Raw genomic sequence first — 21,937 nt, 5'->3', positions numbered from 1 at the left:
AAAGGTAAGAAGCCGCGTCCATTTAAGGTGGCGCATTTACGTTACCTATTCCCCTTTTCTATTCAGGATTGGGGAAGGGTGGCAAGCGAAGCCCTTCCGGCTTTGTGTCCAGCGAGGGCATAATACAGTATATATACATAGGCGGGAAAGGAAACCATAAAAAAGGAGAGGTTATTGGGAAGTTTGAGGCTATCCTTCAGGAAGCCATACAATAACGGGATCAGCGCTCCCCCGGCAATACCCATGATAAGCAGGGCAGATCCCATCTGTGTATGTTTACCAAGGCCATCAATGGCGAGCGGAAAAATGGCTGGCCACATCAGGGCATTGGCTAATCCAAGCAAAGAGATCAGTGTAATTGCAAGGTAACCGTCTGAAAAATAGATCCCGCCACATAAGATAAGTCCAAGCAATGCTGAAGCCTGAAGTGCTTTCTGCTGGCTGAGATAACGGGGTATTGTGAAAATGCCGATGATATATCCGAGCAACATAGCAAGTAGTGTGAACGTAGTAAAATATTTAGTCTGGTCGAGGCTCATGCCCATCGATTTCCCATAGGTACCGATGGCATCACCAGCAAGTACCTCAACGCCAACATAAAGGAAGAGGCAGGCTACTCCTAATAAAAGGTGTGGATAGGAAAACACAGATGCTCTTGCTGTAGCAGAACTATTTTGTTCAGTCGCTTCCTTCCCGATCTCCGGTAAACGGGAGAAATAAATGAGCAGCGAAAGGGCTGCCAGGCAAATGGCTATAATGATATAGGGTGTGATTATACGTGAAGCCAGCTCCTGGAGCAATTGCTCTTTCAGGATGGGATCTGTTTCGGTAAGAATTTTGTTTTCGATGGCTTGAGCATTCTTCAGTACAATGGCGCCTAGTATGATAGGGCTCAATGCCCCGGCAACCTTATTGCAGATTCCCATGATACTTATTCTCCTGGCTGCACTTTCAATGGGTCCAATAATACTGATATAAGGATTAGACGCTGTTTGCAACAAGGCAAGGCCTGCACCCTGGATAAAAAGGCCAGTTAGAAACAGTGGAAAACTCCTGCTATTTGCTGCCGGGATGAAAACAAGGGAGCCAATAGCCATAACCGCCAGTCCGAATGCCATGCCCTTTTTATAGCCTGAAATTTTTAATATCGCTGCCGATGGGAGCGCCAGGAAAAAATAAGCCATATAAAAGGCGAAGGTCACAAAGAAGGCTTGTATATCATTTTCCAGCTGGCAGGCGAGTTTCAGAAATGGTATAAGCGTACCATTCAGCCAGGTAATGAAGCCAAAGGAGAAAAATAGGATTCCTATTATTACAATGGCATAGCTGGCTGAAGCTGATTTTGTGTTGGACATCAGTATTGGTTTTATTCTTTTCCCAAAATAGTCAATCGGGTGTTCATAAATTGATAAGAAGGCGGGTCAATCGATTGCATATTTTTGCGGGCCTCCGGATATGAATGATTATATGTGGGGTTAACAAGATTTATGGCAAGCAACAGGAAAGCGGCGCTGGGATTTATTTTTATTACCATTCTTATCGACGTGATAGGTCTTGGTATCATAATACCTGTGGTTCCTCAACTAATCACCAATCTCATTAATGGTGATATGAGTGAGGCCTCCAGGTATGGCGGGTGGCTGGGTTTTGCCTATGCCATCATGCAATTTGTCTTTGCCCCGGTGCTGGGAAATCTCAGTGACAGATATGGACGGAGACCTGTTCTGCTTCTTTCCTTATTGGGTTTTGGAATCGATTATATTTTCGTTGCCTTTGCTCCTACCATTGGCTGGCTATTCCTTGGGCGTATCATTGCCGGGATTTTTGGTGCCAGCATTACCACGGCCTCAGCCTATGTGGCAGATATAAGTACTTCAGAAAACAGGGCACAGAATTTCGGAATGATAGGTGCAGCTTTTGGGATGGGCTTTATCATAGGCCCGGTAATTGGTGGATTGCTAGGTGAGCATGGTGCAAGACTTCCCTTTCTTGCCGCCGCTGCTTTAAGTTTGCTGAATGTGATCTATGGTTATTTCGTATTGCCTGAATCATTGCCCCTTGAAAAGCGCCGACCCTTTCAATGGAAAAGAGCTAACCCTGTAGGATCCTTCAGGCAGTTAAAAAAATATCCTGCAATCTCCGGACTCGTGGCCTCGCTCACGCTAATTTATATTGCTGTTCATGCGGTACAGAGCACCTGGACCTTTTATACCATTGAAAAGTTTGGTTGGACAGAGAAGATTATCGGTTATTCATTAGGGTTGATCGGATTGATGATCGCCATTGTACAGGGCGGTCTGATCAGAATTGCTATACCCCGACTGGGTAATGAACGTAGTGTATATATTGGCCTCTTGTTTTATAGTATTGGATTTCTGCTATTTGCTTTTGCCGGGAATAGCTGGATGATGTTTGTTTTTACAGTGGTCTATTGCCTGGGAGGAATTTTTGGTCCAGCTATGCAGGGGATCATATCCTCCAGCGTGCCCGCCAATGAACAAGGGGAGCTACAGGGTGCGCTTACCGCACTGATGAGTGCAACCTCAATAGTAGGACCCCCACTGATGAATAATCTCTTTTCCTATTTCACCAGGCCCGGGGCGTCATTTCGCTTTCCGGGAGCACCCTTCGCCATGGCCGCCCTGTTGGTGTTAATAAGCGCTGCGCTGGCCTACAGGAGTCTGCATTCTACCATTATGTTACAGAAAAAGAATAGGTAGCACTTACTCTTAATAGTTGATTAACAGGAATAAATTTGTGGCGGAACATTAAAGCTGTACATTTGCGTCGTTATTGAGTTAAGGATCCCGGCTTTGGATCGAGTTATTCTGCTACGCATTTTCTGCTATCTGGTAATTTTCCCGCCCGAATCGTTTCGCTCATTTTTTATTTATTTTTTTATTTTAGTATGAACATTTACGTTTCAAATCTGAGCTTCAATGTTGAAGACGAAGATCTTAGAGAGTTTTTCGCTGAGTATGGCGAAGTAACCTCTGCCCGTGTAATCATGGACAAATTCACCAACAAGAGCCGTGGTTTCGGTTTTGTTGAAATGTCTGATGACGAAGCTGCCCAGAAAGCAATCGCTGAACTGGATGGTGGTATGGTTGAAGGTCGTGCTATCCGCGTATCAGTTGCTAAGCCCCGCGAAGAGCGCAGCAACACTGGTAACGGAGGTGGTGGCGGTCAACGTCGTTCTTTCAGCAACAGCGGAAGCCGTTGGTAAGATCGAAGATGACCTGAGGGTCATCTCCCAAAAATTTAGCAGGCCATTCCTTTGTTGGAATGGCCTGTTTTTTTATTCAATGATTTTCTCAATTCTTGTAAGCTTCCCCTGTGCATTAACTCCTTCTACAACTATTCGCAACCTCTTACTGATATCATTGTTGTAAACGTCATAAAAAATTCTTCGGTTATTCCTGTCTGTGAAAACATTTGGGTTCCAGAACAGGGTAGGACGATTATCCTCATTGCTATGTTCAGGTTCTACTTTTGAGTAATCGGGTGAATAGAATTGTTTCTCCGGCAAGTAGCCCGGCACATTGGTAAAATCCAATCCTTTAACATTATCATTTGCCGCCGCGCCCTTTTTTGTATACACCGCAATGGCGCCGCCGCCACCTCCCGTACCCCCAAAAAATGGTGGCCGGAAAACTTTGATCATGGCAACATCACTCATAGATGTATTTTGAAGTACATCCATCTGTGATTGCATTTCATTAAGGAATAAAGATGGTGAACCTCCTCTCCAGCTTAGCTGGGTATTTTGCCCGGCCCCGGTGATCTGTAATCCAGCTACTTTTCCTTGCAGATATTGGAATACAGACATTGCCGAATTTGCTGTTGGATCATCTTCCATGATAAATGTATAACCATCCTGGCCTTTGAAAAATCCACTTGCATATTCTTCATCCATCTTTTCCTTCTTCGATTTTGTTCTGGCCACAACCGTTACCCCTGCCAGGGTCTGCACTTTCCGGCGTTCTTCTTCCTGCATTATATTTTTACGGGCCATATCGCGGTTCAGGCGGTAGAAGCTGCTGTCCTGCCTTCTCCAGCTGGGTGTCCAGGCTGCTGCTGCTTTGAAGGAAGGAGCTACCTGCAAAAAATCCCCTTTTATATTAATAAGTGCCTTTGAGCTTAAAATTTTGTTCTGGTCATTATTGAACTGGTAGTACATTTTGGCTGTATCATAAAAGATCAAACCGGGAATACTGAATTTACCTTCGGTGCTCACCGGAATCACCATCACCTGCTGGCTGCCATTCTTAAGGGTAAAAATTCCAGTTAGTTCCTTTTGGGTTAATTCGGATTTCGAGAGCCCCATTACCGACCCATTTATAGTAAGGTAATCCTCCACCGGATGTTTAATGACAGGCCATTTATCTGCCAGGATATCTTCCCATTTAAATCTCCTCCAGCCATTTGTCATCATTACCAGATCAAGGTTGCGGGATACGGATTCTGATTCACTTGAAAAATAGTACCCGGGATTGTGAACATAACCCCTGATATCACTGGCAAGCAAGAGATGAGAATAAATATCCTGATCGCTTTCATGCGGCGGATTGATAGTTGCATCGGTAACTGATATGCTCAGATTACATTCAACTGTATCCGGAACATCGATCTGAATTACATTCCTTGCCCTTTTATCTGTTCCTTTTAAGGGAATGTTGAGGTCAGTAATGAAATAGTAATCCTGGTGATTTACAAAAGCGATCCTTTCTGCCAGTGGTTTGCCTTCCTCACTAAAAACAGTAACCTGTGTTATGCCCGTGGGAAGTATGTCGCCGGGGATTACTGCTTTCACTTCTGCTGAACGGGTAAGATTTACCTTGGCCTGGTAAAGCATCTGTTGTTGCGACTGCGCAACCAGCACTACAGAAGGCACGTCAGTGGCAGCTGCATTTCGCCTCACTGTGAATTGAAGTCCGCCATCAACATTGTTTATTTCAAGTACCAGCCCGGTTTTCTGAATTGAAGGTAGTTTTACCTGCTGCTGTTTTCCAGTGGGGTCTTTGAAAGATGCTGTATAGGTTTCGCCTAAATCAGGGGTGATACTGAATATGCCCATGCCATCGTGTTGGGTGGTAAAGCTTGCATGCTTTTTTCCCTTTGAATCTGTAATATCTCCGGCAATGGTTACCGGGATACCATTTCCATCCGTTGCTTTGAATGCTACTCTTGATTGTACGCCCGCCACCAGGTCGCCCCCTTCAGGGAAAAAGTTGAGCTTTGTTATAGCAACAGTTTTTTTTGCTACTGCGTTGGAAGGATTCCTCACAGAGAGCACGGGAATTGTTTTGGTGTAGAGGAAAGCAGAGTCGAAATTCAGCATCCATCGGGTATAAGCACGAACATACACAAGGGAGTCGGTGATACTTGCCGGAATTTCAAAGGAAGATGCTGCCCCGGCCTTAATGATGGGCGTAATATGCCTTTGCAATAGCTCTCCTTTCTCATTCAGTAATTCAGAATAAAGGTTTCGGCTAAAGGGGGAGGCATTGTTTCCTACCTGTACATAGGCCTTGAACCATATAGTTTCACCTGGATTATAGGCCGATTTATCAAAATGCAGGTATAGCTTTTCCTGAGGGTAATTTGCGTCGAGCTGGGCCAATGCCGAATCATATTTTTGTGCCTGGCCCAATATTGCTGAGAGAACCAACATTGTAATTAGAACAGTGGCCCGAATTTGTCGTCTTTTCATATCTGTACGCTTCAACATAGTCGGCAATATCCTAAATTTTTACGCAACGGGAGAAGCCCACCTTCAGCGGGAGTAATTTTTATCGAAACCTTTCGAAAAACTCCCAGGTCCTTAATAGCTGGTCCATACGTTGCCTGTTATTTCCGCTTCGGGTGATCTCATGCGTAGCACCCGGATGCCGAACATATTCCACTGGGCGCCCCAAAACTTTAAGGCTTTTATAGATTTGTTCGCTTTGAATAACGCCGGTACGAAGGTCGTTCTCGCCATGGAAAATGATATAAGGTGTAGTGATGTTCCCCACATAGTTGATGGGTGATTCGCGTTCAAGAACTTCCCGTGTCTTCGGCTCCCATGGATACCCATCAAAATAGTTGGGAACCAGGCGCCATGCATTGCCTTCTCCAAAAAAAGTTTCCAGGTCATAAACCCCGCGCTGGCTGCAGGCCGCCCTGAACCTCTTGTCGTGGGCTATAATATATGCTACAAGATATCCGGCATAGGATCCTCCTGTAACAAATAAGTTACTGGTATCAGCCCAACCTTCACTAACAGTTTTGTCGAGCGCCGTAAGTACATCACTCATTGGACCTTTGCCCCAATCGTTTTTATTGGCAACCAGGAAGTCCAGGCCATAACCACCTGATCCGCGGGGGTTGCTGTATACAACACCATATCCCTTACTACACCAGTACTGGAATTCATGCCACATGGAACTTTCGCCGGGTCCCCACATAGCAGCCGGACCACCATGGATCTGTAGCAGGAGAGGATATTTTTTGCCTGCAGTATAATTGGCCGGTTTCATGATCCAGTATTCAACTGTGAGTCCTTTGTCATTTACAAAGCTTTGTTTTACCGGCTCTGAAATAGATTTCCTGTTAACCCAGTTACTGTTGAAATTGCTTATCCTCTTCTCATTTTTTCCATCCTGGTCAGCAACATAAATATCAAAGGGATTTTTCACCATGGTCTTCACGTAAACCAGGCGGTTGCCAGCCACATCGAATGAGCCTATGCCTTCATCAGCACTTCCCAGGAATTGTTGTGTTCGGGTTTTTAGGTCGTACCTCAATATGCGTGCGCCCCCGTTGCCCGGGACGTTGGCAAACAGCACTTCATCACCCTTCCAGGCCAGGCCACCTGTATTCCGGTCAACGGAAATATTTATGAGGTCTTTTTCTCCGCCATCAGCAGGCAGGATGGCAAGCGTGGGAATAGTAACATAGCCAACACCACCATGCTGCAGAGCGATCCACTTACCAGTGGCGGAAACCCGGGCACCAGTAAAGCGGTAATCATTTTTGGCGAGAAGAGGAGAGAACCCACTGCCATCTGAATTCACCCGGTAAATTGCCGTGGCCAATGAACGGTCGGGATGACTGTTTCCGCCAATGCCCCCTTCCACAATAAGCTTCACATTTGTCAGGAACTGTGGATTATTAAATGAGTTAAAACCTTTGGTGAGCTGTTGTTCACGGCCATTTTCACTGACGGAAATAATAAAGACATGCGACCGGTTCATTTCGCCGCTGGTAGATGATTCGCCCTGAAATTGCAAGCGGTTTATGACCTTGGCTTTCTTGTCCTGTTCATTCTTTTTGAGCCAGGCTCTTACCTCTTCGAGGGATCCATCGGGGTCGGCAGTTTTATTGCCCGCTACCAGAAAATCATTATTGCTAAATCCTGGCTTTTCGGTTGACCATTCCGGTGATTGTTTACCCGGGTTGAAAAGAGAGTCGGTGGCCAGTTCCGTTAAGCTCGCCGATGAAACAAATGCGATCTGTTTACTATCAGGGCTCCAAACGGGTGAGGACGCTCCATATCTGTTATGGGTAAGCTGAATAGCTTCGCCACCATCCATTTGTAAAAGGAATAGTTGGGATTTCCCATCCACCTGGCGGGTGAACACAAGCCTTTTACCATCTGGACTAACTGCCATTTGGGAAGATGATTCTTTTGATGCAGTAAGCTGACGGGGTGCTGCGCTGCCATCGGTATTCACCATCCAGACTTGTGTGCGATATTGATATTCCCATTTCTTATCAGCTTCCGATTCGATTTTGGTTAGCGTGAAATAGGCTTGTTTACCATCTGGTGACAACTGAATATTAGCGGGCTGGCTTATCCTAAGCATATCAGTGAGCAAAACAGCAGAACTGTCAGGCTTTCTGCTCTGTGCCGACGCAAAGCTTATGCTGAAAAGAAATGATAGCAGGATGGTGAATTTCATATTCGCGCTTTTGTCTAATATACGAAACAGCAGCTTCCAGTTCCGTAGATTTGCAGGGTTAAAAATTGAAACATGAGTCAGCTGGTAAAAGAATTCAATGAATATCGCGAGAAGATGAACGAGGTGATCCTCAGCAAGAATAACCTTGTAATGAAAAGGCTCTGGAACCTTGATACAAACACTTATGATGAGGGCGCCCTTGATAAGAAAACCAAGGAGATGCTTGGCCTGGTGGCCAGTATGGTGTTACGTTGTGATGATTGTATAAAATATCATGTTGGCAAATGTCATGAGTTAGGTATCACCACAGAACAGCTTTATGAGATCTTCGCAGTTGCTAATATAGTGGGAGGAACTATTGTTATTCCGCATACTAGGAGGGCAGCGGAATATTGGGAAGAATTGCAGACAGCCTGAGTTATCGCTTATGCACCACCAACTCCCCCTGGATCTGAATATTTTCCGGGGGCAGGGGCTCATCACCAGTATTATTGAGTTGATTCAATAAAAGTTCAGCCGCTTTGGCGCCTTGTTTTTTAGGGTATTGTTCAATTGAAGCCATGGGTGGATTCTCGAGGTAGTTCGTAATTGGCAGGTTAGCATAGCTTACAAAAAAGATATCCTTGTTGTTCCTGATCTTCTTCTTTTTGCAGTACTGGATGGCATCCAGCGCCACATAGTCATTGATAGCAAGAATGGCTGTGGGGGGCTGTTTGAGGCTTAACAGGGATTCCATGGCTTCAGCGGTTCCTTCCTTGGTAAGATCGCAGTAAGCAACGAGGGTCAGGTCAATTTTCAGTCTTTTTTTCTGCATCACCTCCATATAGGTGTCAGTTCGTTCTTTTGAGGATTTCATTTCAACGGGACCATTTATAATGCCTATGCGGCGATGGCCCTTTTCCATCAGGTAGGTAATTGCCTGGTGTGTGCCTTGTGGCATATCAAAGGCAACTTTATTAAATTGGTTTGAAGCAGGTACCCTGTCGAAAAATACTACCGGGATCTGGTACTTTTCGAGAGCAGTGAAATGGTCGAGGTTGCGGGTATGTTTTGAAAGTGAAACGATAATACCATCAACCCGTTGGTTTTTCATGGCAGTTATTATCGTCTTCTCTCTTTCCACATCATCATGGCTCTGACCGATAAGCACATTATATTTTTGACTGTTGGCAACCTCCTCTATACCACTTATTGCACCGGCAAAGAAATCTTCAATTAGGAAGGGGAGTACAACACCAATGGTAAATGTTTTACGCTGTTTAAAGAAAATAGCCGTCTGGTTGGGTTCATATCCAAGTTCTGCTGCCAGCTGCTGAACCCTGGTGCGTGTACGCAAACCTATGCTGGGGTGATCATGCAATGCCCTCGAAACTGTTGAAACAGAAATGTTCAGTTGCTCGGCAATTTCTTTAATAGTGGGTAATTTCTTATTTATCATGCTATTAATGATCGATTAAATGTAAAGATAATTGGCCAATCAGCTGCGTCGTGAACCCGGGGTTCTCCCTACCTTTGCTTATTATTTGACTTTATGAGTACTACTGAAGCAACACCCTCACCTGCCCTGACAGCCAAAGATTTTGCCACTGACCAGGAAGTACGCTGGTGCCCCGGATGTGGCGATTACTCCATTCTTGCGCAGGTTCAGAAGATCATGCCGGGTATTGGTGTTCCCAGGGAAAATATTGTGATCATATCAGGGATCGGCTGCAGCAGTCGCTTCCCTTATTATATGAATACGTATGGGATGCATTCCATCCATGGCCGGGCAACCGCGGTTGCCAGTGGATTAAAGGCTGCCCGCCCCGAACTCAGCGTGTGGATCGTAACGGGTGATGGTGACGGACTAAGCATCGGCGGTAACCATACCATTCACCTTCTTCGCAGGAACTTTGATGTAAATATTCTGCTTTTCAATAACCAGATATATGGATTGACCAAGGGGCAATATTCTCCAACCTCTGAACAACAAAAGATTACCAAGAGTACTCCATTCGGGTCAATCGACCATCCTTTCAATCCGCTGGCACTGGCTATGGGGGCCGATGCAAGCTTTATTGCGAGGAGTATGGACAGAGACCCTAAACACCTGCAGGATATGCTGGTAAGAAGCCATAAACACAGAGGGTCGTCTTTTCTGGAGATCTACCAGAATTGCAACATCTTCAATGATGGCGCCTTTGAGATCTTCACCGAAAAATCAACAAAACCCGAACATGGGCTTTTCCTGGAACAGGGGAAACCTCTGCTTTTCGGCGCTAATAAGGAGAAAGGTATAAAGCTTGATGGATTGAAACCCGTAGTTGTAGATCTTACCCAGGGCGAAAGTGCTGATGATTGCTGGATTCACGATGAACGCGATTTCTTTAAAGCACAATTGCTTGTTCGTCTCTTTGACAATCCAAGAATTGAAGGACATATGCCAAGGCCATTCGGTGTATTTTTTGAAACTGAACGAGCCTGTTATGAAGATGTAATGGCTATGCAGATTGACGATACCATTGCCCAGAGAGGTAAGGGCGATCTTGATAAGCTCCTCAGGGGGAGGGAAGTTTGGACAATCAGCTAATTTTTTTATATAAATCGGTTGGGCAAATAGGTTAGTTACCTGTTTGCCCTTTTTTTATGTGTTGTGAAGTCATTAAAAAAAATGCCAGCGATTGAGATCGCCGGCCTGTGCTTACCTCTGAAACCACAAAAAGAAAGAGGTGATATATTGGTTTTCAATTAATCAATACAAGTTATCACGCCATAGGCGGACATCAATTAAAAATTCAAAGGGAAGATTTGATCAGGATGGCTTTTACTGGATAGTGGTCAGGAGAGGAAAAGGTGATGGCGTAAATTTATAACCTGTTTATTGATATTGCAAGTGTTATTAAAAATAAATTATCTTTTTTTTATGTCCGTAAGAAAACCTGGCCTATTCAATATAGTGAGCCTCCCGCTCAACCTTCCTGTTTATGCTTAACTTAGGGCATGCTTATTCACGTGCATCCTGATAATCCACAACCCAGGGCTATCAATACTATTATAGAGACGCTGAGGGCAGGTGGGGTTATCATCTATCCCACTGATACCATTTATGGCATTGGCTGTGATATTTTTCAGCCAAAGGCCATTGAAAGAATATGCCGCATCAAGCAGGTGGCTCCCCAGAAGGCACAACTATCATTCATTTGTTATGACTTAAGTGACATGAGCCAGTATACGAAAAGCATATCCACACCCCTTTACCGGATATTAAAAAGCCATTTGCCCGGCCCCTATACTTTTATACTGCCCGCAAGTAAGGAAGTGCCTAAACTGCTGAAAAGTAAGAAAGACACTATTGGCCTTCGGGTACCCGAAAATAATATCGCCCGAACCATCATAAGAGAATTGGGAAGGCCTATCCTTAGTGCCTCTTTGCCGGGTGAGATGATCGAGGAGTATACTGATCCTGAACTTATGCAGGAAAACTTTGGCAACCTTGTTGACATGGTTGTGGATGGTGGAATTGGCGGATGGATACCTTCCACAATTATAGATTGCACCCAGGAACCCCCGGTAGTGCTCAGGCAGGGTGCAGGTGTTTGGGAAGAAACAGAATAATTCATGCAAAACTTCGAAACATACTTTCCTCCTTCCCTCGTGCTTATGACCGAGCGGGTATTGTTGCGTAAACTTGAAGATGACGATGCTGAAAGACTTTTTACTATAGCACAGGAACCGTCCCTTTTTACCTGGTTCACCCGTTATCTGAATGAAAGGGATGGAATGGATGGGTGGATTGAAGAGGCGATGGGCCATTACCAGCAAAGAATCAGATTTCCCTTTGTTGTGACTTTAAAAGATAAAGACACTATTTGCGGGAGTACAAGCCTGGGAAATATTTCATTCCCCGACAAAAGAGTAGAGATCGGGTGGACCTGGTATGGGGATGCATTTCGTGGAACGGGTATCAATATTCATTGCAAGTTCCTGCTGATGCAATATGCCTTTGATACCCTTGAATTTGAAAGAGTTGAACTAAAAACGGATGCATTAAATCTTCGGTCGAGGGCAGCAATGAAAAAACTTGGACTTGTAGAAGAAGGAACATTGCGTAGTCACATGAGCATGCCAGGGGGGCGAAGACGTGATTCGGTGTATTATAGTGTGATAAAATCCGAATGGCCTGCGATGCGCAGTAGGTTGCTCGAAATGTTATGATGATAATCCCTCAAAACAAAATTCTTTCTGAACCGGAAGTATATTAAAACTTCTGCGGTGGTAAGAACAAAGGCCATGAGATTCAATTGCCATTCGATGTTCTGGTGTTCCATATCCCTTATTCTGTTTCCAATTGTAAGAAGGGAACTGCTCATGCAGCCGTATCATATGGTCATCGCGATAGGTCTTAGCCAGAATGCTTGCTGCGGCAATGGAAGTATAGGTGGCATCCCCCTTTACAATACAATGATGCGGAAGGCTGCCATATGGCCTGAACATATTGCCGTCAATCAATAAAAGTCCGGGTGTGATCTGTAATGCTTCAATGGCCCGGTGCATGGCAAGCCAGGAGGCCTGAAGAATATTGATGCGGTCAATTTCCTCTTCGCACACTGACGCTACAGAATATGCAATGGCTTTCTTTTCAATTACTTCCCGGAGCATATACCGTTGCTCTTCCTTTACCTGCTTTGAATCATTAAGGAGGGGATGTCTGAAATCACGGGGAAGTATAACCGCCGCGGCAAAAACCGGGCCTGCATAACAGCCCCTTCCTGCTTCATCGCAGCCCGCTTCGAGCAGTTGATCCTGGTAGTACTTTTTGAGTGCCATCTTGCGCTCAAATGTAGAAAGAATCTTTTGTTGTAATTTCATTGACACGCAAAAACTGTCCACAAATGTCAACTACCGCCATTGACCAAACCTTCCCTGATTTTGAAGAAGCACTGAAGGAGGATATCCAGAAGAATAGTGAGATCCGAACTTTCCGGGCTGGCGAACAAATGATGCGAACCGGGCAATATTTCAGAAGTACAATGCTGATAATTGATGGGCTTGTGAAAGTTTACCGGGAGGATGATGCAGGTAATGAATACTTCATGTATTATCTGAAACCTGGTCAGGCATGTGCACTCAGCATGGTTTGTGCAGCCAAACGTGAAACCAGTGAGATAATGGCCAAGGCAGTTAAGGATACTGAAGTAATTGCCATACCACTTTCTTATATGGACGAATTCATGAGTAAGTATAAATCATGGTATCATTTTGTGCTGGAGACCTATAGATCCAGATTTGAGGAATTACTGGTTACCATTGATCACATCGCATTCCGGGCAATGGATGAAAGGCTGGAATTCTATCTGATTAAACACCAGCAAACACTTAAGGACAATATTGTACATCTCAGCCATCAGGAAATTGCAGATGAGCTAAATTCTTCAAGGGAAGTTATTTCCCGTTTGCTCAAGAAAATGGAACAATTGGGAAAGGTGCGTCTTCACCGCAATGCTATTGAGATTATCAGCCTGGGATCGATATGATCTGATGATTTCAACCCACTCTACCGACCCTCCGCCATATTATGTGACAAAAGTCATAGATAACCCTGTATATCCAATGCAATTTTGCCATATCAAATGCTAAAACACTTTCAGTATGAAAATTGAACAAATTTATACCGGATGCCTGGCACAGGGTGCCTATTATGTGGAGAGCGATGGCGAAGCTGTTGTGATAGACCCGCTTCGCGAAGTGCAGCCCTATATTGATCGTGCAGAAAAGGATGGCGCTAAGATCAAGTATGTTTTTGAGACCCATTTTCACGCTGATTTTGTGAGTGGTCATCTTGATCTCTCCCGGAAAACAGGAGCACCTATTGTTTATGGTCCCACGGCTAGCCCAAGCTTTGAGGCACATATTGCCTATGACGGCGAAGTTTTTAAGGTGGGCAAGCTGAGTTTTGTTGTTTTACATACTCCTGGCCACACCATGGAAAGCTGCTCATATCTATTAAGAGGTGAGTCTGGGAAAGATATTGGACTTTTTTCGGGTGATACGCTATTCATTGGCGATGTTGGAAGACCTGATCTTGCACAGAAAGCCGCTCATATGACGCAGGAGCAACTTGCGGAGACCCTTTATGATTCACTTCGTAATAAGATTATGCCTTTGGCTGATGATATCATTGTTTATCCCGCCCATGGCGCTGGTAGTGCATGTGGTAAGAATATGAGTAAGGAAACTACTGACACATTAGGTCACCAGAAAGCTAGTAATTATGCTCTCAGGGCAAATATGACCAGGGAAGAATTTGTGAAAGAAGTTACTACCGGATTAATGCCTCCACCAGCCTATTTCCCACTCAATGTAATGATGAACAAGCAGGGCTATGATAGTATAGACGAGGTACTGAAACGCGGACAGCATGCGTTTAGCGCTGAGGGATTTGAAGTTGCAGCCAATGAAACCGGCGCTCTTATCCTTGATACGCGTGATCCACAGGTATTTGCGAAAGGCTTTGTTCCTAATTCAATCAATATTGGAATTGACGGCAATTTCGCTCCCTGGGTAGGTGCATTAATACCGGATGTAAAACAGGAGTTATTGATCGTATCTGAGCCCGACCGTGTTGAAGAAGTGGTTACAAGACTTGCACGCGTAGGATATGATTATACTATTGGATTCCTCGAAGGTGGATTTGAAACATGGCTCAAGGCTGGTAAGGAATATGATAGTATAAAATCTGTAACTGCGGAAGAGCTCGCTGAAATAGCAGGAAGAGAAAAAATAAATATCCTTGATGTTAGAAAGAATAGTGAGTTCCAAAGCGAACACCTCGCTGATGCAGAAAACGCACCACTCGATTTCGTCAATGAAAGCATGCTGCAGGTAGATAAAAATAAGCAATACTATGTTCATTGTGCCGGAGGGTATCGGTCAATGATTTTTAATTCAATTCTTCGCGCTCGTGGATATGATAACCTGATAGATGTTAAGGGGGGATTCAAAGAACTAAAAGAAACAGGAAAGTTTGCAGTAACTGATTATGTATGCCCCTCAACATTGCTTTAAAAATTTAATCGAACTATCGGAATGAAAACAATAAAGGAATTATTAAGAGATCAGAATGCGACTGTGGTTGATGTTCGCAGTGAGGAGGAATTTAATTTGTCGCATCACCCAGGGGCCATCAACATACCTCTTGACCAGGTACAGCAACGTGCAGATGAATTAGGGTCTATGTCAAAGCCATTGATCTTGTATTGCCGTTCGGGCAACCGGTCTGGTATTGCACAGGCTATACTTAAACAACTCGGCGTGTTGGAAGTGTATAATGGAGGAGGATTGGAAGATATGGCTCAATCATTAAAGAACTGATATGTTTGATTTTTTAAAAAAGATGTTCGGTTCAGGAACTGATTTTAAGGCTTTAAGAGCTAAAGGTGCGGTTATCATTGATGTACGCACCCCCGCCGAATACATGGCTGGACATTTAGAAGATTCATTGAATATTCCGCTTGACTCATTGAAAGCGCAACTGCCGGTTCTGAAGAAGAAATCACAACCAATAATAGCTGTTTGCAGATCAGGTGCACGAAGTGGTGTTGCTGTTGCACAGTTAAAGCAGGCAGGGATTGAAGCATATAACGGAGGCGCATGGATATCACTTAAACAAAAAGTTTAGCATGAGAGAAACAATTTTGACGGGATGGAATTGGATGCGCTGGCTTCGTTTTGCTATAGGTGCTTATGCACTAGTGCAATCGGTAATCGAAAAGGAGCCCTTGTTGGCACTTGCAGGGATATTTCTCCTTGGTATGTCAATATTTAATATTGGTTGCTGTGCCGGTGGCGTATGTGCTGCGCCGCGCAGCAATACCAAAAGCGGTAAAGATGAGATTGTTCAATATGAAGAAATAAAAAGTGATAAACAATAATCAATGGCAACCTTTCAGGAAATAATACAATCAGAAAAGCCGGTGCTGGTTGACTTCTTTGCAGAATGGTGCGGTCCCTGTAAAATGATGACCCCCATACTGAAGAATGTTAAAGAAAGTGTGGGCAGTGCAGTAACCATCATTAAAGTTGATGTTGACAAGAATCCTGAAGCTGCAAGGCAGTTTGGAATCCAGGGCGTTCCTACTCTTATGGTATTTCAAAATGGGCAGGTAAAATGGCGACAGAGTGGAGTGGTTCCTGCAAAACAACTTGAACAGGTACTGGAGAAATACAAATAAGAAAAAACAGCGCATTAAAAATATTAAGCTACAAACTTCAAACAAATACAATATGAATTTTATAGAATGGATCAAACAACCATGGCCCTGGTATGTAGCCGGACCCCTCATTGGATTAACCGTTCCTACACTACTGATAATGGGTAACAAATCTTTTGGCATCTCTTCTTCCCTACGCCATGTTTGTGCAGCATGTTTTCCCTCCAAAATTCCCTTCTTTCAGTATGACTGGAAGAAAGAACTCTGGAATATGTTTTTTGTAGTAGGCATCCTGCTGGGAGGCATTCTCACTGCAGCCTTCTTATGGAACCCGGAGCCAATACAAGTGCATGCCAATCTTGCCAGTGAATTATCGGGTTATGGTATCACTAATTATACCGGGCTTGTTCCGGTTGATGTATTCAACTGGCCGGCACTATTTACTTTAAGAGGGTTCATTATGATGGTAGTGGGCGGACTACTTGTTGGTTTTGGAACAAGGTATGCCGGTGGTTGTACATCAGGCCATGCAATCATGGGAATTAGTAACCTTCAAATGCCTTCTGTAATAGCCACCTGTTGTTTTATGGCAGGTGGATTTATCATGGCAAACCTTGTACTTCCCTACATTCTTTCACTTTAACCCAGTAATTTATTATGTCAACTAATACAACATTTGTAGAAGCAAAAACACCTAATACTGATTTTGAAGTTCGTTCTCTTGATACCATGTGCGTCAATGATACGAAAAGGCAAGAACCCTGGTACAGCAATATTAAGTATCTCGTACTTGGAGTTATTTTCGGAATTGTGTTTACAAAAGCTGAAGTGATCTCCTGGTTCAGAATACAGGAAATGTTCCGGCTTCAGAGTTTTCATATGTATGGTGTCATCGGATCTGCCATTGCAGTTGGTATGCTCTCCATTTTTATTATCAAGCGGTTTAATATTAAAACCATACATGGTGAAAAGATAGAGTTCCATGATAAGAAATTCAACAAGGGACAGATCTATGGAGGCTTGATTTTTGGTTTCGGCTGGGCAATAACAGGTGCTTGTCCCGGACCACTATTTGCACAAATCGGAACAGGCGCAACAGTAATTATTGTTACACTTATTAGTGCAATTGCTGGTACCTGGATTTATGGAAAGTTTCGTGATAAATTACCCCACTAATTATGTCAATTGAAATCCGGCATGGCTTAAGACAAAACTGGCAGCAATTCAGTTTACTGGTTCTGGTGAATGCATTTGTAGGCGCCATGATTGGTCTTGAGAGAGCCGTGATGCCGGGTTTCGCTGAAACAGTTTTTCAAAAGCAGGGCCAGGTGGTCTTGCTTTCATTCATTGGCGCCTTCGGAATAGCAAAAGCATTTGCCAATCTGGCTATGGCATCACTTAGCAAAAAGTATAGCCGAAAGATGCTGCTGGTAGCGGGCTGGCTGCTGGCCATTCCCGTTCCATTCCTGCTCATTTATGCGGAAAGCTGGAGTATGGTGGTGGTGGCAAACATCCTGCTGGGACTCAACCAGGGGCTGGCATGGTCTTCTACCGTTATTATGAAAGTTGACCTTGTGGGAGAGAAAAACCGGGGCCTTGCAATGGGTATCAATGAATTTGCGGGATATGTATCAGTAGGATTGGCTGCATACCTGGCCAGTTGGCTCGCTACTGAATATGGCTATCAAACTGCACCCTTCATACCGGGGATAATATTTTCTTTCCTTGGGCTGCTTATAACCCTGATATGGATTCGTGATACGGGCCATCATGTGAAAAAGGAATCGGTAGAAAGCAGGATACCATTGCTGGAGAACGTTTTTATAGATACCAGCTACAGGCATAAGACCATAGGAACTGTTACCATAAATGGTCTTGTCAATAATATGAATGATGGGGTTATATGGGGCTTGCTTCCAGTGTTACTAATCAATAAAGGATTCAGCCTTACTGAAACTGGTATGCTTGCCGGTTTATATCCGGCCGTATGGGGATTGGCCCAACTTTTCACAGGCAAATTGGGTGATACGCATTGCAAAAAGCAACTCATCAGCACTGGCATGCTTATGCAGGCTACCGGTATTCTTATACTAGTGATCGCTCCAATTACATTTCTTGTTGCGCTCAGTATGATATTATTGGGACTGGGTACTGCACTCGTTTACCCTAATTTCCTATCAATGATCGCCAACCACAGCCACCCTTCCCAAAGGGCGGCTTCATTGAGCATTTTCCGGTTCTGGCGCGATAGCGGCTATGTTTTCGGTGCATTGGTTGCCGGATTTACTGCAGCTTTTGCTGGCATACCCACTACCCTGATATTGGTGGCTATTATTACTGGTGCTGCAGGCCTGCTAAGTCATTTCCGGATGTGTTGCACCAACAAAACGATCTGGAAGGAGACGCCATGTCTTGAAATATACTGATCTCAGTTGCCATCCCGGCTGATATTTATCATGGTTAATATCATACCCTTAAGTGACAGTTATCACGAAGGGCGCCTGGCACCAGGACTACCTTTGACATATAAATTTTATTGTTATGTCTCAGCATTATCAGGTTCTTATAATTGGCGGCGGAAACGCCGGAATTTCAGTAGCAGCCCAATTGCTGCGGAAGCGTTCCAATCTGGAAATCGCCATCATTGAGCCATCTGATAAACATTATTACCAGCCCGCCTGGACCCTTGTAGGGGCAGGTGTATTCAATATTCATGATACTATCCGTTCAGAGTCATCGGTGATGCCGGATAAAGTAAAATGGATCCGTGATGCGGCAGAAAGTTTCCAGCCTGAAATAAACCAGGTAACTACAAAAAGCGGAGCTGAAATCACCTATGATTACCTCATTGTTGCCCCTGGAATCCAACTGAACTGGAAAGATATTGAGGGCCTGAAACAAACCCTCGGCCGAAATGGAGTTACAAGTAATTATTCAGTTGACTACGCCACTTATACTTATGAGTGTCTGCAACAATTAAAACCTGGCCAAACAGCTCTATTTACCAGTCCGGGTACAGCTGTGAAATGTGGTGGAGCCCCACAGAAGATCATGTATCTGGCGGCTGATTATCTGCGTAAGCATGGCCTTCAGGGCAAAGTGAATGTAGAATTCGTTACTGCAGGGGGTGTGATTTTCGGCATAAAAAAATATGCAGATGAACTCATGAAGAAGGTTAATGAATATGGCATAAAACTTAATTTCAAACATGATCTTGTTGCAGTAAACGGTGACCAGAAAACTGCGACTTTCAAAGTGGTTGATGGGGAAGGTGTTGTAAGCATGGTGGAAAAACATTTTGACATGATCCACGTTGTTCCGCCACAGAGCGCTCCTGATTTCGTGAAAGCAAGTCCCCTTGCCGATGCAGGGGGATGGGTTGAAGTTGACAAATTCACGCTTCAGCATACACGCTATAAAAATATTTTCGGAATTGGTGATGCGATGAGTGCACCCAATTCTAAAACTGGTGCAGCTGTCAGGAAGCAGGCTCCGGTGGTTGTCAAAAATCTTCTTGCATTAATAGATGGACAGCAAATGCCTGCTGCATACAGCGGATATGGAAGCTGCCCTCTGGTAGTAGGATATGGTAAATTGATTCTTGCAGAATTCGGTTATGATAATAAGGTTATGGAAACATTTCCTTTTGACCAGTCGAAGCCTCGTTGGAGCATGTGGATACTTAAACGTTATATACTTCCCTGGTTGTATTGGAATAAAATTTTAAAGGGAACTGCTTAAGCATTTCTTGCGTATCTTGTTGTTAAGTTCATCCTGCAGTACCCGCTGTGGGATGAATTTTTAAAAGCAGCACTATGGCGAATATATTAGTCCCTTTTGATTTTTCCCCCAATGCGATTGCTGCATTGGAGCAGGCATTTTATATTGCTGATGGCAAAGGCCTGAATGTTGAAGTTTTACATATCCTGAATTTTAAAGCAGCGCATGATTATCCGAAGGAGTGGAATATTGATCCCCATCATGTTGATCTTGGTGCTATACATACCCGTTTATCAGAACTTGTATTTGATAAAATGGAAGCCTGTTGCGGGGGTCGTAACAAACTTGAAGTAACTACCCTTGTGAAGGAAAGTGTGATGATAAATGGTGGTATCATCAACCATATGTTGCTGGAGCGGTCAGACATTATTATAATGGGCACCCATGGTGCAACAAATGCAATGGAAAGATTCTGGGGTTCCAATACAGCCACCATGATCAATCATGCGTTGTTCCCTGTTATGGCTGTTCCCCCTCATTGGAACCCGGTACGGTTTAAGGAATTGATCGCGGCTGTAAGCCTGAAAGAGTTGACTACACTAGCCCCTCAAATTATAAAATGGGCCAACTGGTTACATGCGGAAGCAGAAGTAGTGACTATGACTTCCCTGCCCTCCGCCGACCAGGAAGAACTCGATAAAGCCATACTGGAATTTCCTGGAATAAAGGCCCACCTGGTGGAAAAAAAGAATGACCTGCCCATGTGGAAGAACCTGGTACAGTTCACAGCTGAACGCAAAGAAGCCGCATTGCTGATGTTTGTTCATGAACGTACAGTATTGGAAAAGCTTTTCAATTACAGCATCACTTCCAAAGTGGCTGATGGTATCCGTATTCCCTTACTGGCACTTCCAACTAAACATAAGTAAGACGCTGCTTCAACACCCGGTTACAAACTTCAAACATCTCCCTATTTTTGCATCCTTATGGAAACGCAGCAGCACACGAAGGGTAACCGGGCAGTAGCTACCTGGTTGATAATTGGGGTGGTTATGATCATTGTTCAGGTGATATTAGGAGGTATCACAAGGCTTACAGGCTCGGGTTTGTCGATAACTGAATGGGAAGTGGTAACCGGCAGCTTTCCTCCTTTGAATGAAGCAAACTGGTTAGCAGAGTTCAGGAAATACCAGGAAACCCCTCAATACCGCCTGCTAAACACCGATTTTACCCTTTCGGATTTTAAGTTTATTTATTTCTGGGAATGGTTTCACCGAGTTTGGGCAAGGCTAATAGGAATCGTATTCCTTGTGGGCTTCATTTGGCTGACCGCAAAAAAATACCTCCGCAAGGATATGGTTAATCCTTTGTTGGTACTCTTTATTCTTGGTGCTATTCAGGGAGCAGTAGGTTGGATCATGGTTGCGAGTGGTTTAACAGGAGATGCTGTTTATGTTAAACCAACCCGACTGGCCCTTCACTTTATTCTGGCTTTGTTATTACTCTGCTACACCTGGTGGTTTGCACTTCAATTACTGGTTCCTGCACAACAGAGAATTTCATCCCCCCCAATTAGAAAATTGACCATAGTATTACTTGTTTTGATGACGGTACAATTGATATATGGTGCATTGATGGCAGGTCATAGAGCAGCAACCGTGGCCCCCACATGGCCAACAATAAACGGAGACTGGCTACCACCCACCATCTGGCAGGATAATCCTCTATTGCTAAACTTCATTGATAACCCGATTACTATTCATTTCATTCATCGTAATCTGGCTTATCTCATTGTAATTCTAGTAATCATCTGGTACCGGAAAATGAGCCAGGCAGAGATCACACCACTAATAGGGCGATGGAAACGGTTCCCGCTAATTCTTACTGTTATCCAGGTTTTGATGGGCATATTTTCTGTTCTTACAAGTAAAGATATCATCCCAAATCATTGGGGTAATTTTGAGTGGATGGCCCAGCTTCACCAGATAGTGGCCATGATATTGTTGCTTTCCATGGTAAGCCTTCTTTATCTTTTCCATAAACCGAGGCAGCAGGCATAATTTCGGTCTTGTCTACACGTTT

General features: G+C 44.2%; 23 protein-coding genes. 18 read left to right on the top strand and 5 right to left on the bottom strand.

All coding sequences use genetic code 11. The features are described from left to right. Positions 1-62: 62 nt before the first annotated feature. Positions 63-1,355: a sugar MFS transporter gene (locus tag V6M43_RS13215; protein ID WP_332735976.1), complete on the bottom strand. Its 1,293-nt coding sequence runs from the start codon at positions 1,353-1,355 to the stop codon at positions 63-65. Between the two features lie 132 nt (positions 1,356-1,487). Here V6M43_RS13215 and V6M43_RS13210 point away from each other — a divergent pair, with 132 nt between their 5' ends. Together V6M43_RS13210 and V6M43_RS13205 are read left to right on the top strand one after the other, a co-directional pair. Continuing rightward, complete coding sequence (locus tag V6M43_RS13210; RefSeq protein ID WP_332735974.1) at positions 1,488-2,720, top strand: TCR/Tet family MFS transporter; 1,233 nt, start codon at positions 1,488-1,490, stop codon at positions 2,718-2,720. Between the two features lie 188 nt (positions 2,721-2,908). Further along, the gene (locus V6M43_RS13205) at positions 2,909-3,226 is read left to right on the top strand and encodes an RNA recognition motif domain-containing protein (RefSeq protein ID WP_039130600.1); all 318 of its coding nucleotides are present in this window, start codon (positions 2,909-2,911) and stop codon (positions 3,224-3,226) included. Positions 3,227-3,298: 72 nt separating this feature from the next. Here the strand turns inward: V6M43_RS13205 and V6M43_RS13200 are convergent, their stop codons facing one another. Together V6M43_RS13200 and V6M43_RS13195 are read right to left on the bottom strand one after the other, a co-directional pair. Next, the gene (locus V6M43_RS13200; RefSeq protein ID WP_332735971.1) at positions 3,299-5,713 is read right to left on the bottom strand and encodes a hypothetical protein; all 2,415 of its coding nucleotides are present in this window, start codon (positions 5,711-5,713) and stop codon (positions 3,299-3,301) included. A gap of 79 nt (positions 5,714-5,792) precedes the next feature. Beyond that, positions 5,793-7,946, bottom strand: coding sequence for a S9 family peptidase (locus tag V6M43_RS13195; RefSeq protein ID WP_332735970.1), 2,154 nt, complete (start codon positions 7,944-7,946; stop codon positions 5,793-5,795). A gap of 72 nt (positions 7,947-8,018) precedes the next feature. Here V6M43_RS13195 and V6M43_RS13190 point away from each other — a divergent pair, with 72 nt between their 5' ends. Next, positions 8,019-8,363 carry a carboxymuconolactone decarboxylase family protein gene (locus tag V6M43_RS13190; protein ID WP_039130607.1) on the top strand — a complete coding sequence of 115 codons (345 nt, stop codon included), beginning with the start codon at positions 8,019-8,021 and terminating at the stop codon, positions 8,361-8,363. Between the two features lies 1 nt (position 8,364). Here V6M43_RS13190 and V6M43_RS13185 read toward each other — a convergent pair whose 3' ends face one another. Continuing rightward, complete coding sequence (locus V6M43_RS13185; protein ID WP_332735967.1) at positions 8,365-9,384, bottom strand: LacI family DNA-binding transcriptional regulator; 1,020 nt, start codon at positions 9,382-9,384, stop codon at positions 8,365-8,367. A gap of 93 nt (positions 9,385-9,477) precedes the next feature. Here V6M43_RS13185 and V6M43_RS13180 point away from each other — a divergent pair, with 93 nt between their 5' ends. From V6M43_RS13180 to V6M43_RS13170, 3 genes are all read left to right on the top strand, one after another. Next, positions 9,478-10,515, top strand: coding sequence for a 2-oxoacid:ferredoxin oxidoreductase subunit beta (locus V6M43_RS13180; protein WP_332735965.1), 1,038 nt, complete (start codon positions 9,478-9,480; stop codon positions 10,513-10,515). Between the two features lie 410 nt (positions 10,516-10,925). Continuing rightward, positions 10,926-11,540: an L-threonylcarbamoyladenylate synthase gene (locus V6M43_RS13175; protein WP_332735964.1), complete on the top strand. Its 615-nt coding sequence runs from the start codon at positions 10,926-10,928 to the stop codon at positions 11,538-11,540. A gap of 3 nt (positions 11,541-11,543) precedes the next feature. After that, positions 11,544-12,140, top strand: coding sequence for a GNAT family N-acetyltransferase (locus tag V6M43_RS13170; RefSeq protein ID WP_332735963.1), 597 nt, complete (start codon positions 11,544-11,546; stop codon positions 12,138-12,140). Here V6M43_RS13170 and V6M43_RS13165 read toward each other — a convergent pair. Next, entirely contained in the window at positions 12,135-12,794 is a 660-nt protein-coding gene (locus V6M43_RS13165) for a ribonuclease HII (RefSeq protein WP_332735962.1), read from the bottom strand. The genes V6M43_RS13170 and V6M43_RS13165 overlap by 6 nt on opposite strands. Positions 12,795-12,817: 23 nt before the next feature. Here V6M43_RS13165 and V6M43_RS13160 point away from each other — a divergent pair, with 23 nt between their 5' ends. The 12 genes from V6M43_RS13160 to V6M43_RS13105 all read left to right on the top strand — a co-directional run bounded on the left by V6M43_RS13160 (position 12,818) and on the right by V6M43_RS13105 (position 21,915). Then, on the top strand, positions 12,818-13,459 hold the full coding sequence (locus tag V6M43_RS13160; protein WP_332735961.1) for a Crp/Fnr family transcriptional regulator: 642 nt from the start codon (positions 12,818-12,820) through the stop codon (positions 13,457-13,459). A 115-nt stretch (positions 13,460-13,574) separates the two neighbouring features. Next, entirely contained in the window at positions 13,575-14,990 is a 1,416-nt protein-coding gene (locus V6M43_RS13155; protein WP_332735960.1) for an MBL fold metallo-hydrolase, read from the top strand. Between the two features lie 21 nt (positions 14,991-15,011). After that, entirely contained in the window at positions 15,012-15,296 is a 285-nt protein-coding gene (locus V6M43_RS13150) for a rhodanese-like domain-containing protein (RefSeq protein WP_332735959.1), read from the top strand. A 1-nt stretch (position 15,297) separates the two neighbouring features. After that, positions 15,298-15,603, top strand: coding sequence for a rhodanese-like domain-containing protein (locus tag V6M43_RS13145; RefSeq protein ID WP_332735958.1), 306 nt, complete (start codon positions 15,298-15,300; stop codon positions 15,601-15,603). 1 nt (position 15,604) lies between these two features. Then, a complete protein-coding gene (locus V6M43_RS13140) occupies positions 15,605-15,856 on the top strand; it encodes a hypothetical protein (protein WP_332735957.1) in 252 nt (83 codons plus the stop codon). Between the two features lie 3 nt (positions 15,857-15,859). After that, complete coding sequence (trxA, locus tag V6M43_RS13135) at positions 15,860-16,156, top strand: thioredoxin (protein ID WP_332735956.1); 297 nt, start codon at positions 15,860-15,862, stop codon at positions 16,154-16,156. 52 nt (positions 16,157-16,208) lie between these two features. Next, a complete protein-coding gene (locus V6M43_RS13130) occupies positions 16,209-16,778 on the top strand; it encodes a YeeE/YedE family protein (protein WP_332735955.1) in 570 nt (189 codons plus the stop codon). 14 nt (positions 16,779-16,792) lie between these two features. After that, a complete protein-coding gene (locus V6M43_RS13125; RefSeq protein ID WP_039130633.1) occupies positions 16,793-17,311 on the top strand; it encodes a DUF6691 family protein in 519 nt (172 codons plus the stop codon). 2 nt (positions 17,312-17,313) lie between these two features. Further along, positions 17,314-18,561 carry an MFS transporter gene (locus tag V6M43_RS13120; protein ID WP_332735954.1) on the top strand — a complete coding sequence of 416 codons (1,248 nt, stop codon included), beginning with the start codon at positions 17,314-17,316 and terminating at the stop codon, positions 18,559-18,561. Positions 18,562-18,676: 115 nt separating this feature from the next. Then, entirely contained in the window at positions 18,677-19,876 is a 1,200-nt protein-coding gene (locus V6M43_RS13115) for an NAD(P)/FAD-dependent oxidoreductase (protein WP_332735953.1), read from the top strand. Between the two features lie 74 nt (positions 19,877-19,950). Further along, positions 19,951-20,784, top strand: coding sequence for a universal stress protein (locus V6M43_RS13110; protein WP_332735952.1), 834 nt, complete (start codon positions 19,951-19,953; stop codon positions 20,782-20,784). 57 nt (positions 20,785-20,841) lie between these two features. After that, the gene (locus V6M43_RS13105) at positions 20,842-21,915 is read left to right on the top strand and encodes a COX15/CtaA family protein (protein WP_332735951.1); all 1,074 of its coding nucleotides are present in this window, start codon (positions 20,842-20,844) and stop codon (positions 21,913-21,915) included. Positions 21,916-21,937: the final 22 nt, after the last annotated feature.

It is taken from the genome of Flavihumibacter sp. (assembly GCF_036676075.1).
In the GTDB taxonomy this organism is placed as follows: domain Bacteria; phylum Bacteroidota; class Bacteroidia; order Chitinophagales; family Chitinophagaceae; genus Flavihumibacter.
This window is presented reverse-complemented; position numbering and strand designations above follow the sequence as displayed.